Annotated in this window: 19 protein-coding genes and 1 riboswitch; of the genes, 8 read left to right on the forward strand and 11 right to left on the reverse strand. The window is 68.2% G+C overall.

From position 1 onward, the window contains the following. The first annotated feature begins 1 nt into the window (after position 1). From B0F77_RS36840 to B0F77_RS36855, 4 genes are read left to right on the forward strand one after another with little or no spacing between them, the layout of a single operon-like run. A complete protein-coding gene (locus tag B0F77_RS36840) occupies positions 2-379 on the forward strand; it encodes a DUF3224 domain-containing protein (protein ID WP_086667669.1) in 378 nt (125 codons plus the stop codon). A gap of 2 nt (positions 380-381) precedes the next feature. Continuing rightward, the gene (locus B0F77_RS36845) at positions 382-1,041 is read left to right on the forward strand and encodes a maleylpyruvate isomerase family mycothiol-dependent enzyme (protein ID WP_086667670.1); all 660 of its coding nucleotides are present in this window, start codon (positions 382-384) and stop codon (positions 1,039-1,041) included. After that, positions 1,034-1,639 (forward strand): class I SAM-dependent DNA methyltransferase, encoded by a 606-nt coding sequence (locus B0F77_RS36850; RefSeq protein ID WP_086667671.1) that lies wholly within the window; start codon positions 1,034-1,036, stop codon positions 1,637-1,639. The genes B0F77_RS36845 and B0F77_RS36850 overlap by 8 nt, the downstream gene beginning before the upstream one ends. 12 nt (positions 1,640-1,651) lie before the next feature. Continuing rightward, complete coding sequence (locus tag B0F77_RS36855) at positions 1,652-1,834, forward strand: hypothetical protein (RefSeq protein WP_086667672.1); 183 nt, start codon at positions 1,652-1,654, stop codon at positions 1,832-1,834. A gap of 61 nt (positions 1,835-1,895) precedes the next feature. Here B0F77_RS36855 and gcvP read toward each other — a convergent pair whose 3' ends face one another. From gcvP to B0F77_RS36895, 8 genes are all read right to left on the reverse strand, one after another. Beyond that, the gene (gene gcvP, locus B0F77_RS36860; RefSeq protein ID WP_086667673.1) at positions 1,896-4,787 is read right to left on the reverse strand and encodes an aminomethyl-transferring glycine dehydrogenase; all 2,892 of its coding nucleotides are present in this window, start codon (positions 4,785-4,787) and stop codon (positions 1,896-1,898) included. 150 nt (positions 4,788-4,937) lie between these two features. Beyond that, a riboswitch (glycine riboswitch) is annotated at positions 4,938-5,033 on the reverse strand. Positions 5,034-5,096: 63 nt separating this feature from the next. Next, complete coding sequence (locus tag B0F77_RS36865) at positions 5,097-5,663, reverse strand: MerR family transcriptional regulator (protein ID WP_086667674.1); 567 nt, start codon at positions 5,661-5,663, stop codon at positions 5,097-5,099. A 378-nt stretch (positions 5,664-6,041) separates the two neighbouring features. Further along, on the reverse strand, positions 6,042-6,515 hold the full coding sequence (locus B0F77_RS36870; RefSeq protein WP_030468959.1) for a bifunctional nuclease family protein: 474 nt from the start codon (positions 6,513-6,515) through the stop codon (positions 6,042-6,044). A 125-nt stretch (positions 6,516-6,640) separates the two neighbouring features. Then, on the reverse strand, positions 6,641-7,207 hold the full coding sequence (ftsR, locus tag B0F77_RS36875; protein ID WP_169731038.1) for a transcriptional regulator FtsR: 567 nt from the start codon (positions 7,205-7,207) through the stop codon (positions 6,641-6,643). Between the two features lie 33 nt (positions 7,208-7,240). Beyond that, entirely contained in the window at positions 7,241-7,699 is a 459-nt protein-coding gene (gene garA / locus B0F77_RS36880; RefSeq protein ID WP_030476302.1) for a glycogen accumulation regulator GarA, read from the reverse strand. A 113-nt stretch (positions 7,700-7,812) separates the two neighbouring features. Next, a complete protein-coding gene (gene gcvH / locus B0F77_RS36885) occupies positions 7,813-8,196 on the reverse strand; it encodes a glycine cleavage system protein GcvH (RefSeq protein ID WP_086667676.1) in 384 nt (127 codons plus the stop codon). 42 nt (positions 8,197-8,238) lie between these two features. Then, the gene (gene clsA / locus B0F77_RS36890) at positions 8,239-8,820 is read right to left on the reverse strand and encodes a cardiolipin synthase ClsA (protein ID WP_086667677.1); all 582 of its coding nucleotides are present in this window, start codon (positions 8,818-8,820) and stop codon (positions 8,239-8,241) included. A gap of 108 nt (positions 8,821-8,928) precedes the next feature. After that, on the reverse strand, positions 8,929-9,144 hold the full coding sequence (locus B0F77_RS36895) for a hypothetical protein (RefSeq protein ID WP_086667678.1): 216 nt from the start codon (positions 9,142-9,144) through the stop codon (positions 8,929-8,931). Between the two features lie 253 nt (positions 9,145-9,397). On the opposite strand from B0F77_RS36895, the gene B0F77_RS36900 reads away from it, so the two are divergent. Both B0F77_RS36900 and B0F77_RS36905 read left to right on the forward strand, forming a co-directional pair. Further along, positions 9,398-10,066, forward strand: a complete 669-nt coding sequence (locus B0F77_RS36900) for an ANTAR domain-containing protein (RefSeq protein WP_143467102.1) — start codon at positions 9,398-9,400, stop codon at positions 10,064-10,066. Positions 10,067-10,224: 158 nt separating this feature from the next. Next, a complete protein-coding gene (locus B0F77_RS36905) occupies positions 10,225-10,584 on the forward strand; it encodes an STAS domain-containing protein (protein WP_143467104.1) in 360 nt (119 codons plus the stop codon). Here the strand turns inward: B0F77_RS36905 and B0F77_RS36910 are convergent. Further along, positions 10,581-11,249 (reverse strand): ATP-binding protein, encoded by a 669-nt coding sequence (locus B0F77_RS36910; protein ID WP_158102924.1) that lies wholly within the window; start codon positions 11,247-11,249, stop codon positions 10,581-10,583. The two genes, B0F77_RS36905 and B0F77_RS36910, sit on opposite strands and share 4 nt — an antisense overlap. A 134-nt stretch (positions 11,250-11,383) precedes the next feature. Between B0F77_RS36910 and B0F77_RS36915 the strand changes: the two genes are divergently transcribed. Both B0F77_RS36915 and B0F77_RS36920 read left to right on the forward strand, forming a co-directional pair. Next, complete coding sequence (locus B0F77_RS36915) at positions 11,384-11,782, forward strand: ATP-binding protein (RefSeq protein ID WP_245849133.1); 399 nt, start codon at positions 11,384-11,386, stop codon at positions 11,780-11,782. Further along, entirely contained in the window at positions 11,779-12,585 is an 807-nt protein-coding gene (locus tag B0F77_RS36920) for a SigB/SigF/SigG family RNA polymerase sigma factor (protein WP_086667683.1), read from the forward strand. The genes B0F77_RS36915 and B0F77_RS36920 overlap by 4 nt, the downstream gene beginning before the upstream one ends. Positions 12,586-12,671: 86 nt before the next feature. On the opposite strand, the gene B0F77_RS36925 is transcribed toward B0F77_RS36920, so the two are convergent. After that, complete coding sequence (locus B0F77_RS36925) at positions 12,672-12,971, reverse strand: WhiB family transcriptional regulator (protein ID WP_086667684.1); 300 nt, start codon at positions 12,969-12,971, stop codon at positions 12,672-12,674. Between the two features lie 70 nt (positions 12,972-13,041). Next, positions 13,042-14,775 carry an arginine--tRNA ligase gene (gene argS / locus B0F77_RS36930; protein WP_086667685.1) on the reverse strand — a complete coding sequence of 578 codons (1,734 nt, stop codon included), beginning with the start codon at positions 14,773-14,775 and terminating at the stop codon, positions 13,042-13,044. Between the last annotated feature and the right edge of the window lie 288 nt (positions 14,776-15,063).

Genomic DNA, 15,063 nt, shown 5'->3' on the forward strand with positions numbered 1-15,063 from the left:
CATGAAGGCAACCGGAACCATCGAAGTGAAGAGCTGGGACGAGAACACCTGGGACGGCCGGTCCTACAAGGAGGTCGAGGGACGCAAGCTGACCGAGGCGCACGTCCAGTTCTCCTACACGGGTGACATCACCGGGATCGGCAGCTGCCGCTACCTCATGTACTACGGCGACGACGTGGCCTGGACGACCGCGCTGGAGGAGATCACCTGCGACCAGGGCACGCTGGTGCTGCGGCACGTCGGCGCCTACCGGTCGTCCGTCGAGGCCGTGATCGAGATCGTGGACGGCACCGGCGAGTTCCTGAGCGCGAAAGGTGCGGCGACGATCGAGTGGGCGGAGGATGGCAGCGGCACCTACACCCTGGAGTACGAGGTCTGACGATGACCAACGCCCCCATCTACGACGCGGCCAAGCAACGGATCACTTCGCTGGTCGAGGGCCGTGATCCGCAGACGCCCGTGGCGGCGACGCCCGGCTGGTCGGTCAAGGACGTGGTGGCACACCTCGCCGGCGGTCTGCGCGACTTCGTGGACCGCCGGTTCGACGGTGTCGAGTCCGGTGAGTGGGGCGAACGGCAGGTGCGCGACCGCCGCGACAACTCCCTCGAGGACGCCTTCGCGGAGTGGGACGCGAACCGTGAGCGCGCCGAGCCGTTGTTCGACACTCCCATGGGCTCCGTGCTGATCGCCGAGGTGATCGCGCACGAGCACGATCTCCGCGCGGCACTGGGAGTTCCCGGCGAACGGGACAGCGTCGACGTGCGGGCGGCGCTCACCAAACCGCTGCAGCAGCTCGATCAGCGCATGCGGGACAACGACGTGCCGGCGCTGCGCATCACGCTGGAGCACGGAGATCGGGTGCTGGGGCACGGTGAGCCCGCCGGAACGTTGCGGACGACGTCGTTCGAGCTGATGCGGGCGATCGGCGGACGACGGTCGGCGGACCAGATCAAGGCGCTGGACTGGGACGGGAACCCGGACACCTGGATCGCCGCGCTGGCGCTGTTCGGACGGCACCGGCCGGAGCCGTTCAGTGAGTGACTGGCTCACCGACACCCGCGATTCCTACGACACGGTCGCGGTCAGCTATGCCGAGTACACCAGCGGACTTCTCGCTGACCTGCCGCACCTGCGCGCGGCGCTGCGACTGTTCGCCGAGCAGGCCGACGGGCCGGTCGCGGACGTCGGCTGCGGTCCCGGCGTCGTCACCGCGCACCTGCACGCGCTCGGCGCGGACGTGTTCGGCGTGGACCTGTCGCCCGGGATGATCGAACTGGCCCGGCGCACCCATCCGGGGCTGCGGTTCGAGGTGGGATCGATGACCGAACCGCTCGGCGTCTCCGTGGCCGGGATCCTCGCGTGGTGGTCGTTGATCCACGTGCCGGACGACGAGGTGCCCACGGTCTTCAAGCACTTCCACGACGCGTTGCGCCCGAACGGCTTGCTGCAGCTCGGTTTCCACGTCGGCGACCGGACGAACCGGAAGACGCGGGGCTACGGCGGGCATCCGATGCGGGTGAACGTCCACCTGCGACGGCCGGAGCGGGTCGCGGAATGGCTGACAGAGGCCGGATTCGACGTCGAGGCGCAGTGGCTGCTCGGCACGGACGGGGCTGTCCTGTTCGCACGGCGCGGGTGAGACGATTCGCCGGTGTCAGAGGAACAGACGTGCCAGCGATGCGGTGAGACCGTCGAGCTGAGCCAGGACGACTTCGAGCTGTTCGAACGGATGCACTACGAGTGCTTCCACTTCGCGTTCGAGCACGACCTGAACAAGCCGGGTCTCAGCGAGGACGAGGACTGCGGCGACCCCGCCTGCCCCGCAGGGGTCTAGCGCACCAGGACAGCAGAAACGGGCGCACCCCCGAGTGCGCCCGTTTCCTTCCTACGAGAGGTCAGCTGCCGTACGCGGAAAGCGGCGGGCAGGAGCAGACCAGGTTCCGGTCGCCCTTCGCGCCGTCGATGCGGCGGACGGGCGGCCAGATCTTCGGAGCACCGGTACCGGCCGGGTACACGGCCTCCTCGCGGGTGTACGGGTGGTTCCACTCGCCGACCGTCACGCAGGCCGCGGTGTGCGGGGCGTTGCGCAGCGGGTTGTCCTCGACGGGCCACTCGCCCGCGCCCACGCGGTCGATCTCGCGCTTGATGGCGATCATGGCGTCGATGAACCTGTCGATCTCGGCGAGGTCCTCGGACTCGGTCGGCTCGACCATCAGCGTGCCGGCGACCGGGAACGACATCGTGGGGGCGTGCAGGCCGTAGTCGGCGAGACGCTTGGCGACGTCGTCCACCGTCACGCCGGTGGCCTTCGTCAAAGGCCGCAGGTCGAGGATGCACTCGTGGGCCACGAAGCCGCCCTCACCGGTGTAGAGGACCGGGTAGTGCTCGTCCAGCCGCCGGGCCACGTAGTTCGCGGCGGCCACGGCCGTCAGGGTCGCGCGGCGCAGGCCGTCGCCGCCCATCATGCGCACGTAGGCCCACGAGATCGGCAGGATCGACGCGGAACCCCACGGGGCGGCACTGATGGGCCCGACACCGGTCGCGGGGCCCGCGGTGGGCTGCAGCGGGTGGTTCGGCAGGAACGGCGCGAGGTGCGAGCGGACACCGATCGGGCCGACGCCGGGGCCACCGCCGCCGTGCGGGATGCAGAACGTCTTGTGCAGGTTCAGGTGCGAGACGTCCGAGCCGAACTTGCCGTAGCGGGCCAGGCCGATCAACGCGTTGAGGTTCGCGCCGTCGACGTACACCTGGCCGCCCGCGTCGTGGACCAGGCCGCAGACCTCGCGGACGGTGTCCTCGTACACGCCGTGGGTCGACGGGTAGGTGATCATGATCGCGGCCAGGTCCTGAGCGTGCTCCGCGACCGTCTGACGCAGGTGGCCCATGTCGATGTTGCCCTTGTCGTCGCACTTCACGACGACGACGCGCATGCCGGCCATGACGGCGGACGCGGCGTTGGTGCCGTGGGCGGACGACGGGATCAGGCAGACGTCGCGGTCGGCGTTGCCGTTCGCGCGGTGGTACGCGCGGATCGCCAGCAGGCCGGCGAACTCGCCCTGCGAACCGGCGTTGGGCTGCAACGACACCGCGTCGTAGCCGGTGACCTCGGCCAGCCAGGCCTCAAGATCGGAGACGATCTGCAGGAGCCCGGCGGCGTCCTCGACGGGCGCGAACGGGTGCAGCGTCGAGAACTCCGGCCAGGTGATGGACTCCATCTCCGCGGTCGCGTTCAGCTTCATCGTGCAGGAACCGAGCGGGATCATGCTGCGGTCGAGCGCGACGTCCTTGTCCGACAACGCACGCAGGTAACGCAGCAGCGCGGTCTCGGAGCGGTGCGCGTGGAAGACCGGGTGGGTCAGGTAGTCCGACGTGCGGCGCAGGTCGGCCGGGATGCCGTCCGCGGTGTCGGCGTCGATCGCGTCCACATCGGACCCGGTGACGCCGAAGGCCTCCCACACCGCGAGGAGGTGGGCCCGCGTCGTCTTCTCGTCGCACGCGATGGCGACGACGTCCTCGTCGACCTTGCGGAGGTTGATGCCGGCGGCGCGGGCCTTCTCGACGACCGCGGCGGCCTCACCGGGAACACGCACCTCGACGGTGTCGAAGAACTCGCCGTGCACGACATCCAGACCGGCCTCGCACAGGCCCGTGGCGAGCACGGTGGCCAGGCGGTGCACGCGGGTCGCGATGGCGCGCAGGCCCTCGGGACCGTGGTAGACGGCGTACATGGAGGCGATCACGGCCAGCAGCACCTGCGCGGTGCAGATGTTCGACGTGGCCTTCTCGCGGCGGATGTGCTGCTCGCGCGTCTGCAGGGCCAGGCGGTAGGCCAGCGACCCGTCGGCGTCGACGGAGACACCCACGAGACGGCCGGGCAGCTGACGCTCCAACCCGGACCGGACGGCCATGTAACCGGCGTGCGGGCCACCGAACCCGATCGGCACGCCGAAGCGCTGCGTGGTGCCGATGACGACGTCCGCGCCGATCTCGCCCGGCGCGCGCAGCAGCGTCAGCGCGAGCAGGTCGGCGGCGACGACGGCCTGCGCACCGGCGGCGTGGATCTCCTCGATCAACCCGGCCTGGTCGCGCACGACACCCGACGCACCGGGGTAGGACAGCAGCACGCCGAAGAAGTCGCCGCCCAGGCCGAGGCCCTCGATGCCCTGCGACAGGTCGGCGACGACGATCTCGATGCCCAGCGGCTCTGCGCGCGTCTCGATGACGGCCAGCGTCTGCGGCAGCGTGTCCGCGTCGATGACGAACTTGTTCGACTTCGAGCGACCCGCGCGGCGCACCAGCGTCATCGCCTCGGCGGCGGCGGTCGACTCGTCCAGCATGGACGCGTTCGCGACCGGCAGCCCGGTCAGGTCGCCGACCATGGTCTGGAAGTTCAGCAGGGCTTCCAGACGGCCCTGCGAGATCTCCGGCTGGTACGGCGTGTACGCGGTGTACCAGGCGGGCGACTCCAGCACGTTGCGCAGGATCACGCCCGGCGTGACGGTGTCGTAGTAGCCGAGGCCGATCATCTGCGTCATCGGGCGGTTCCGCGCCGCGAGCTCACGCAGTTCGGCGAGCGCCTCGGTCTCGGTGGCCGGGGCCGGTAGATCCAGCACGAGGTCGCGCTCGTGGATCGACGAGGGCACCGCGTGCTGGGCCAGCTCCTCCAGCGATCCGACGCCGATGACGTCGAGGATGCGCGCGAGTTCGGCGGGGCGCGGACCGACGTGGCGGTCGGCGAACGGGGTGCCGTGCTCGAGAGCGGCGAGCGGAATGCGGTCCTGCGTCATCAAACGCCTCCGGGGTGGCTGCGGGCACACGTGTCCTGTGCCCTCCCCGCTCTGTCCGTACCCCGAGGGGCGCCTGAGAGGTTCACCCACCACACAGCAGCGGGCTTTCACCGTCGGCGGGACCCCGAAGGGTCCACTTTCCAGAGGCGTCTCGCTCACGCGGTCCTGGATGCCTGAGAGGTTCCCGGGGAGGGATTTGCTCCTTCGGCGCCGGGCTCGAAACCCGGTCTCTCCCGCCTGAGTTCAGCGACTACCCGCGAAGAATACCCGCAGGCAGCCCGACTAGTCGCCAGGGAGGCGACGAACGTCTCAACCGGTAGCGCGCTCCCGCCGGCGACGGGTCAGCTCGTCCTCGGTCATGGGAGCGATCTCCATGCCGTCCGCACGTTCGGCCGGGAACTCGTGGATGGTTCCGGAGATCTCCCGCATCGCACCGCTGACCGCGATGCCGAACACACCCTGACCGCCCTGCAGCAGGTCGACGACCTCTTCCGGCGAGGTGCACTCGTAGACGGTCGTGCCGTCGGAGAAGAGGGTGATCTTCGCCAGGTCCTGCACGCCGCGGCGGCGCAGGTGGTCCACGGCGACCCTGATGTTCTGCAGCGAGACGCCGGTGTCCAGCAGTCTCTTCACGACCTTCAGGACCAGGATGTCCTTGAAGGAGTACAACCGTTGGCTCCCGGAGCCGTGAGCCATCCGTATCGTCGGGGCGACGAGTCCGGTCCTGGCCCAGTAGTCGAGCTGCCGGTACGTGATGCCCGCGATCTGACACGCCGCGGGACCCCGGTAGCCGACGAGCTCGTCCGGCAGCGAGGAGTCCGGGAACAGCTCACCCTGCTGCCCGGATTCGGCCCTCACGGGCGCTTCCTCGGCCACGCCTGCCTCCCCTCGCCACGGCCACGAAAGTCGAAGCCGTCAAGCCACCACGTCAGCTCGCACGAACCGGTGACGTCCACTCGAGTTCGACGGTAAGACCGGTCAGAGGGCAGGTCAACGCGACGCGCGGGGAGTGTCGACCCTCAACCTCAGGTGGAGAGTCATAGCGTCACCCGAACTGGGACGTTCATGTGACGTTTAGTGATCGTTTAGCGGCCAAAGAGCGCGGAACGTAGCCCAAATGAGCGAAACCCCTGCGGGCTACGCCGGTTCCAAACGAGACGGACAGCGACACGCTGCAAATCAGGTGTCAGCGCCCCCGCTGGGCCTACGTGTCCGCTCCGCGACAGTGCCTGTGTATCCGCTCCGCGACAGTGCCTATGTATCCGCTCCGCGGAAGTCCTCCGGCGAGACCGAGTCGAGGAACTCGCGGAACTTCTCCACCTCGTCCTCCTGCTCGTCCGGGATGATGAGGCCGGCCTCGGCCAGCACGGACTCCTCGGCGTGGATCGGCACGCCCACGCGCAACGCCAGCGCCACCGAGTCCGAGGGTCGCGCGGAGACCCGCACGTCGCCGTCGAACACGAGCTCGGCGAAGAACGTGCCCTCCTGCAGGTCGGTGATCCGCACCTGCTCGAGGTTGCGTCCCAGTGCTCCGATGACGTCCTTCAGCAGGTCGTGCGTCAGCGGACGGGCGGGGCGGACACCCTGTTGTTCGAGTGCGATCGCCGTGGCCTCGACGGAGCCGATCCAGATCGGCAGGTACCGCTCGCCCTCGGTTTCGCGCAGAAGAAGGATCGGCTGGTTCTGGGGCAGCTCCACCCGGACGCCCACGACGCGCATCTCGCTCATCGGGTCTCGCCTCCCTCTTACTCGTTGGGGAGTACCCGGTTCGTCTCCCGAGCATCCCCCGGCGTATGCGTTCGACGCTACCCGCCAAGCGGGCCGTGTGCTCAATTGTTGCGGGCAGAACGTGATCAAGACGATTGACGCAGGCCCGCTCTTACCAACAACGTGTGCAACGAGGTGAACAGGTCAGCCAATTCCCGAACCGTCTCGGGATCTGAGAAGGACTTCAGCAGAACCACCTCGTGATCCGCTGCCGCGCGAACCGCGCGCAGCTGCTCGCGCTCGACGCCGAGTCCGGTCATCGTCCGGATCGTGCGGAGCGTCGCGATGTCCTCGGTGGTGAAACGGCCGGCGGGGCCGGGGCGCAGCAAACCGTCGCGTTCCAGCTGGGACAGCTGTTCGGCGCTGATTCCGGTTTGGGAAAGCAGATCGAGCCTTGACACCGCATTGGACGCTGAAGAGTCCACCGGCGCGGCGTCCAGTTGCTCACGGATCACCTTGAGCGGCAGGTATCTGTCGCGTTGTGCGGACAGCACAAAACGCAGCCTCTCGACGTCCGCCACGGAGAACTGGCGGTAACCGGAGGCCGTGCGTGCCGGGCGGACCAGCCCCTCCGCTTCCAGGAAGCGGATCTTGGAGATGGTGACCTCGGGGAACTCGGGGCGGAGCTGCGAGAGCACCGCCCCGATGCTCAGTCCCCCACGTTGTGGCCGCCCGGCCGTCACGCGTCAGGCTCCCGCGGAGCCAGGACCCGTCAGGAAGACGAGGCGGAACTTGCCGATCTGGACCTCGTCACCGTTCGCGAGGACGGCCTGGTCGACCGGCTCGCGGTTCACGTAGGTGCCGTTGAGGCTGCCGACGTCGATGACGACGAACTCGCCGCTCTCCCGGCGGAACTCGGCGTGGCGGCGCGAGACCGTCACGTCGTCCAGGAAGATGTCGCTGTCGGGGTGGCGCCCTGCGCTCGTCGTGTCGCGGTCCAGCAGGAACCGGGACCCGGCGTTGGGGCCGCGCTTCACCACGAGCAGCGCGGAACCGGCGGGAAGTGCGTCAACACCGGCAACGGCCGGCTCCTGGGCGGGCGCCTCGGCGCCGCCCTCCATCTCCTGGAGGAAGTCCGCCCGGAAGACGGAGGTCCGCTCCGGGGACTGCTCCGGCGGAACGCCTGGGCCGTCGTTCGTGCTCACCTGAGCTCTCCTCCTGCTGCTGGATCCGTCACTTCCGGTAAAACCTATCGCGTTCGAGTCGCCACCCGAGGAGCGGCTCCCCTTCCGGCCGAAGATCCGGCGAAAGATCGACGTCACTCCTTCTCCACCAAGGCCTTGTACCCGTCCGCGTCCAGCAGGCCTTCCAGCGCGTCCGCGTCGTTCAGGCGGATCTCGACCATCCAGCCCTCGCCGTACGGGTCGGTGTTGACCGAATCCGGCGCCTGCACCAACGCGTCGTTGATGGCGATGACCTCACCATCGAGCGGCGAGTAGAGGTCGGACACGCTCTTGGTGGACTCGACCTCGCCGAACGTGTCGCCGGCGGCGACGGTGTGGCCGACCTCGGGCAGCTGGACGAAGACGACGTCACCGAGCTGTTCCTGGGCGTAGTCGGTGATGCCGACGCGCACGGTGTTCTCGCCCGTGCTGGCGACCCACTCGTGTTCCTCGGTGTAGCGAAGCTCCTCGGGAATCAACTGACTGCGCTCCTCGTGCTGAACCTGTATGGGGTGATCTTTTCACGCGGCCCGGTCGGGAGTGACCCGCAGGGCCAGGAAGAACTGGTAGACGTACAGCAGCGCCGACCACAGGTAGAGCGCCCCGCCCCAGGCCGTGAACGCGTAGGCGAACGGCTGGGCGACCTGGGCCCACGCCGAGTCGCCCTGCGCCAGCAGCAGCAGGGGGAACGCGTACAGCAGGTTGAACGTCGCGGCCTTGCCCAGGTACGTGACCTCGAACGGGCCCCAGCCCCGTCCGCGCAGGACCAGCAGGCAGATGCCGACGACGACTTCTCGCCCCACGAGCACGAGGGCGATCCAGAGCGGAACGATGTCCCTGATCACGAACGCCAGCAGCGTGCAGAACACGTAGAGGCGGTCGGCGGCGGGATCGAGCAGCGCTCCCAGGTTGCTCATCTGGTTGAGCCAGCGGGCGAGCTTGCCGTCCAGCCAGTCGGACAGCCCCGCGAAGACGAGGACGAGCAGCGCCCAGCCGTCCGCGCGGGGTCCGAGCAACAGGTACAGGAAGAGCGGAACACCGGCCAGCCGCAACACGCTGAGCAGGTTCGGAATCGTCAGCAGGCGATCAGCCGGATCACGCACACCCGCACTCTAAACGAGTGACTGCGCAACGGCTGCCGGATGGCGTCACGGCGCGGTTGCGACTGGCTGCGGGCTGGTGCGGGGTGTTCGGTTCCTTGCGGGTCGTGCTCAGGCTGTCCGGGTGAACGTCCAGCCGCGGCGCTGCATCTCCGCACCGGTGATGGCGTGCGGGCGGCCCCGGTCGTCACGGCCCACCCAGCGAGCGCGGAAACCCTCGAGCACGTAGGCGTGGCCCCGGCTCCAGACCACGCTGCACGGCGTGGTGGGCAGCGCTGAATCGGACTCTGCGTCCTGCTGCGGCTGGGTTTCCATGGCGGTTCTCATTTCAGTCCCTCCGTGACATCTGGGATGTCGCGCACCGGGGCTCCGGCGTTATCCCTGAGAACGAATTCTGTCGGACTGTGGTTCAGAACACGTGTCCTGTTTGGGTCCTTAGCGTTAACTGGATCAATCGGCGCGCCGAGCTGTTCGGGTCCGAAGTTCGACAGATGGCGGGTTGCTTGCCTACGCAACCGTTCGTCGTACACCGATGACCGCACGGCGTCCGTCCGCGTTCGGCAGGGCCTAACCTTCCTGCGTGGACCAGGCGAAATTCGGTACCGAGCTCATTTCCCGGTTGATGGACCACCTCTCCGCGCAACTCGACGGGTGCGTGGGTGTGGGCCTGAGCGTGTGGCCGGACGGCAAGCTGCTGCGCGCCGTCGGCCGGGCGGCCGACCTCGACCAGCTGCAGCTCGACAGTGACGAGGGACCGCTCGTCGTCGCCTCCCGCGACGAGCGGCAGACGTCCGGCCAGGTCGGTGGTGTCGACGTGGTCGCGGTGCCGGGCAGCTGGGGCGACAGCGGGCCCGTGGTCCTGACCGTCTACCTGGATCACGCGCCGAGGGTCGAGGACCTGAAGGCCATCGAGGAGATCGAACCGCTCGTCGCGACCGCCGCCTCGGTGGTCGAGTTCTGCGCGGGTGAGGTGCTGCGGGCCGACCAGATGGTCCGGATGGTGCAGCACCGCCGGTACATCGAACAGGCGAAGGGCCTGGTGATGGGAGCGCGGCCGTGCGCGCCCGCCGAGGCCTTCGAACTGCTCGTGCGGGCGAGCCAGCACGCGAACGTGAAACTGCGGGACGTGGCGACCGCATTGGTGCTGGTCGTGGGCGGCACGCTGGAGGACGGCGCGGAGGAGCCCGTCGAGCCGCCGCGCATCGCGTTCGACACCGCGAGAGCGCTCTGGGACGGCCTCAGGAAGTGACGCACCCGTGTTTGGGTCCCACCCCGTTTGGGTACGGACTGCATGACCTGTCCTGTCGAGCGGTCTCTCCCGTACGGTGGGACCGCAGCGGTTGAGCCAGCAGCCGCGCCAGGGGCCGCTGCAGTGGCGGCTCCCCATGTCCAAGAGGGAGTAGATCGGTGACTGTGCAGGACCCGCGTGCGGACCAGACCATCGAGCTGTCGGTGCGGCAGCCCGCGGCCGGCGTGTCCGTCCTCGCCGTTTCCGGTGAGGTCGACATGGTGTCCGCGCCCTCGTTGCGCGAAGCCCTCATGAACGGGCTGGCCGACGGAGGCACCTTCGTCGTGGACATGACCGGCGTGACATTCCTCGGTTCGGCCGGCCTGGCGGTGCTCGTGGAGGCCGCGAGAATGGCACCGCAGCACTCCGCCAACCTCAAGGTGGTGGCCAAGGCGCGAGCCGTGACGCGGCCGCTGGAGGCCACGGGCCTCGGCGAGGTGTTCAGCGTCCACGAGTCCGTCGACGCCGCCATCAACTAGCGCGGGCACACGGTGAGGCGGTTCCCCGCCGCCTCCAGTGCTTCGGAAACGGCCCGCAACGCGTGCTCGACACCGCCTTTGCGCTCACCGAGCCTGGTGAGGTCGACGGTCAACGGCACACTGCCACCGCGCGCGGCCGTGATGAGCGTCCGGCGCAGTGACGGGCCGGCCGTCACCGGCACATTCCCGCGCACGACGGCCACGACACCGGAGGAGGTCTCGTACACGTGCACTTCATACTCCGGTGGGGCCGGGCGTTCAGCGGGAACGGACACCCGCGTTCTGGTGAGCCGCACGGTGGTGCCGTTCGCCGAGCGAGCGATCTCGACCTCGTCCACGCTCTCCCGCATGAGCAGGAGACCCCGGCCACGCGTGGTGAGCGCGGGCGGCGGCACGCGCCATCGGCCGTGGTCGGTGACCTCGACATGAACCGCTCCGTCGTCGCCGATGCGTGCGCTCACCTCGACGGTGCCCCGCGCGGGGGCCGGATAGGCGTGTTCGACGGAGTTGTTGACCGCTTCGCTGACCGCGAGAACGAGGTCGATCGCCTCGTCCTCGGTGAACCCGCTGTCCTGCAGCCATTCGCGCAACTGATGTCGCAATGGCGCAACTTCACGTGGGTCGGCGGGGAAGCGGAGAGCCAGGAAGTCCTCATGCACCAGCACAGCGCTCCTCCCGTGATCGCTTGCCTCCAGCAGGTGATTTCCCGGGGCGCGCTGCCAATACACGTGTGAAACGGGATCGATTCGGGTACGGCAATGACATGCCGGCCTTCAGCAGAACGGACTACGAGGTGGGTGTGACGCAATTGTCAGGGGTCGAACTGCGGATGGCCGCGGATCCCACGCAGCTGTCCATCGTGCGCGCGGTAGCCGCGGACATCGCGATGCGACAGGACTTCGACCTCGACTCGATCGAGGACCTGAAGCTCGCCGTGGACGAGACGTGCTCGACGCTGATCACGATGGCCGCCGATGACGCGGTGCTCAGCTGTCACTTCGCGGTGGACGGCAAGGGCGCCGTCCACGTGTCGGCGAAGATCGCGGGTAAGTCCGCGGCCGGGCCCGACGAGGGCAGTTTCGGCTGGCGGGTGCTGACCGCGCTCGCGGACTCGGTCGAAACCAGAGTCGAGGAGACCGAAGGGTTCGTGGTCCACATCGGCCTCGTGAAGTCTTCGGCAGGGGCGGTGGATGCGTGACGAGCTCGGAGGAGGCGACCAAAACCTCCCCTGAGGAGGCGCCCAAGCGCTCGGGCGGTGACTACGACCACCTCGCTCCGCTGTTCGCCGAGCTGGCCGTGACCACACCGGGCCCGGCGCGCGAGGTGCTGCGGGACCGGCTCGTCACCGAGCACCTCCCGGTCGCCCAGCACATCGCCCGCCGCTTCGGCCACCGCGGCGAACCGCACGAGGACCTCGTGCAGGTGGCGACGGTCGGCCTGATCAACGCCGTCGACCGGTTCGACCCGGACCGCGGCAGCGACTTCCTCTCGTTCGCCGTGCCGACGATCATGGGCGAGGTCCGGAAGTACTTCCGCGACTCCAGCTGGTCGGTGCGGATGCCACGCCGCCTCAAGGAACTGCACCTGGCGATCAACGCGGGCACCTCGCGGCTGTCGCAGTCCCTCGGCCGCGCCCCGACCCCGTCGGAACTGGCCGAGCACCTGGGCCTGTCACGCGACGAGGTCCACGAAGGACTCGCAGCCGGAAACGCTTACCAGAGCGCGTCTCTGGACGACATGCTGATGTCGGAGGACTCGTCGATCTCGCTCGGCTCGACCATCGGCGAGGAAGACCCCGAGATCGCGATGATCGAGCAGCGCGAGGCGTTGCACCCGCTGCTGCAGAAGCTGCCCGAGCGGGAGCGCAAGATCGTGATCATGCGGTTCTTCGGCAACATGACGCAGACGCAGATCGCGCAGAAGGTCGGGATCTCGCAGATGCACGTCTCGCGGCTGCTCGCGAAGACGTTGCGGCAGCTGCGAGACGTGCTGGAGGAGTAGGGCCACCGACTGTCGCTGGCCATGAACGGCGCTTTCGTGGACCTGAGGTCCACGAAAGCGCCGTTCATGGCCAGCCCTCCAGGTGCTCAGCTCGCGACGCGGACACGGCGCCGGGTGGCCGCGATGATCTGGCGCCGTTCGTCCTCCCCCATGCCGCCCCACACGCCGTACGGCTCCTGAGCCTCGAGCGAGTGGGCGCGGCACTGCGCCAGCACCGGGCAGTGCGCGCAGATGGCCTTCGCCTTCTCCTCCCGAGCCTCACGGGCGTACCCGCGTTCGTTGTCCGGGTGGAAGAAGACCGCGCTGTTCTGGCCGCGGCACAGCCCTTCCATCTGCCAGTCCCACACGTCGGTGACCGGCTTGGGCAGACGGGTCGTGCAGGTCATCGCGACTCCCTTGAATGGGCGGAAGAGTTGCGATCACTGCGTACCCGTGGTCTGACCAGGGGTAAACCTGTCAGAGCCGTTCGGGTGCCCCGATGCCCAGCAAAGACAATCCCAGCGTGAGCACCCGCGACGTCAGCGTGAGCAGGTGCAGCCGCGAGTCCTGCAGCTCCTGGCTCTCCGCGGTGGCCACCGGGCAGTGGTTGTAGAACGTCGAGAACGCCGTGGCCGTCTCGAACAGGTAGTTCGTGAGCTTGTGCGGAGCGAGCTCGTCGATCGCCGCCTGGACAGCCGTGGGCAACTGCAGCAGCTTCAGGGCCAGATCCCGCTCGGCCGGCTCCTGCAACACCAGCGGCGCGTCGCCCGGCGCCTCCCGCCCGACCTTGCGCCCGATCGAGAGAACCCGGGCGTTCGCGTACTGGATGTACACCGACGTGTCACCCGTGGTCGCGAGCATCTTCTCCCAGGTGAAGACGTAGTCCTTCTCCCGGTCGTTGGAGAGGTCCGCGTACTTGACCGCCCCGAGCCCGATGGTCCTGGCGAGCGCGTCCTTCTCCGCACCCTCCACTTCGGACGTTTCGGGCATCACCTTGTACGAGTTCTCGACCGCCTCGTTCAACAGGTCGATCAACTTGATCGTCCCACCGGCCCGCGTCCGAATGGTCTTCCCGTCCGACCCGAGAATGGTGCCGAACCCCGTGTGCACCGCCGTGTGCGCGTCGTCCAGCCACCCGGCCTGCTTGGACGTAGCGAAAATCATCTGGAAGTGCTGCGCCTGAGGCGTCCCGACCACGTAGATCAGCTGGTCGACCTTGCGCTCCCGCACCCAGTACCGCGCCGTGGCGAAGTCCGTAGTCGCGTACCCGTACCCGCCGTCGCTCTTCCGGATGATCAGCGGCAACCGATCACCCTCCCGGTTCGTGAAACCGGGCGGGAACACGCACAGCGCACCGTCGCTGGTCTCGACGAGCCCCTTCTGCTGCAGCTCGTTGATCGTGTCCGCCAAATACGGGTTGTAAAAGCTCTCGCCGTAGTTGTCCTCGGCCGTCAACCCGATCTCAAGCAGCTCGTAGACCTGGTTGAAGTGCCGCTGCGACTCCCCCACCAGCTCGTGCCACAACGCGAGCGTGGCCTCGTCCCCACCCTGCAACAACACGACCCGCCGCCGAGCCCGGTCCGCGAACGCCGGATCAGCGTCGAACTTCTGCCGAGCCTGCTGGTAGAACGCGTTGAGGTCGCCAATCTGATGATCGGCCCCATGCCCCTCGTCAGTCAGATGCTCGATCAGCATCCCGAACGGCGTGCCCCAGTCACCGAGATGGTTGTGCGGGATGACCTCGTGCCCGGCGAACGTCAGGAGCTTGCAGAACGCGTCCCCGATGATCGTCGACCGCAGGTGGCCGACGTGCATCTCCTTCGCAACGTTGGGGCTGCTGTAGTCGATGGCGATCCGCCGAGGCGCCTCGGTGACCGGCACACCAACCCGCGCGTCGCTGAGCAGCTTCGCAGTCTCCTGCTCCAGCCACTCCCTCTTCAGCTTCAGGTTGATGAAGCCAGGCCCAGCGATCTCCGGAGCCTCCAGCGCATCACCAGCGTCCAGGTGCTCGACGATCAGCTGGGCAACCTCCCGAGGGTTCTTCCCAACCTTCTTGGCAAGACTCATCGCCACGTTGCACTGATAGTCAGCACCGTCGCGGTTGGACGGTCGGATCAGCGCTTCCTCGGCGGTGATGTCCACGTCCAGCGCAGCGCGCAACGCAAGCGCGACCCGCTGGCCCAGCTCAAGCCCGACATCCCCACGCAGCACTGAACCCACCTTTCACCACGGCTAGTTCACCCAAGTATTTCACCAACCACCAAACCCAATACACCCACGCCACCTCAAGCCGATGGCGAAGGCGGAGCCGAGCTGCCTTGGCGACGCCGTAGGCGAGCTGCTCTTCGCATGCGCTGCGGAACTGGCAGCCGCCCAACGCAAGGTGACCACCCACAAGGTCGCGCCCAGCAAGGTCACCCCCACTCGGAACGGGACACGCCCGGTCACCACCGTCCAAGCAACAACGCCCCACCCCCAACCAGCGCAACCCCGCTGACC

The organism is Lentzea kentuckyensis (genome assembly GCF_002150765.1).
Taxonomy (GTDB): domain Bacteria; phylum Actinomycetota; class Actinomycetes; order Mycobacteriales; family Pseudonocardiaceae; genus Lentzea; species Lentzea kentuckyensis.

Coding starts and splice junctions, on each gene's coding strand:
- B0F77_RS36840 (WP_086667669.1), top strand. CDS start 2: ATGAAGGCAACCGGAACCATCGAAGTGAAGAGCTGGGACGAGAACACC.
- B0F77_RS36845 (WP_086667670.1), top strand. CDS start 382: ATGACCAACGCCCCCATCTACGACGCGGCCAAGCAACGGATCACTTCG.
- gcvP (WP_086667673.1), bottom strand. CDS start 4,787: ATGACGCAGGACCGCATTCCGCTCGCCGCTCTCGAGCACGGCACCCCG.
- B0F77_RS36870 (WP_030468959.1), bottom strand. CDS start 6,515: ATGAGCGAGATGCGCGTCGTGGGCGTCCGGGTGGAGCTGCCCCAGAAC.
- B0F77_RS36895 (WP_086667678.1), bottom strand. CDS start 9,144: ATGAGAACCGCCATGGAAACCCAGCCGCAGCAGGACGCAGAGTCCGAT.
- B0F77_RS36925 (WP_086667684.1), bottom strand. CDS start 12,971: ATGACCTGCACGACCCGTCTGCCCAAGCCGGTCACCGACGTGTGGGAC.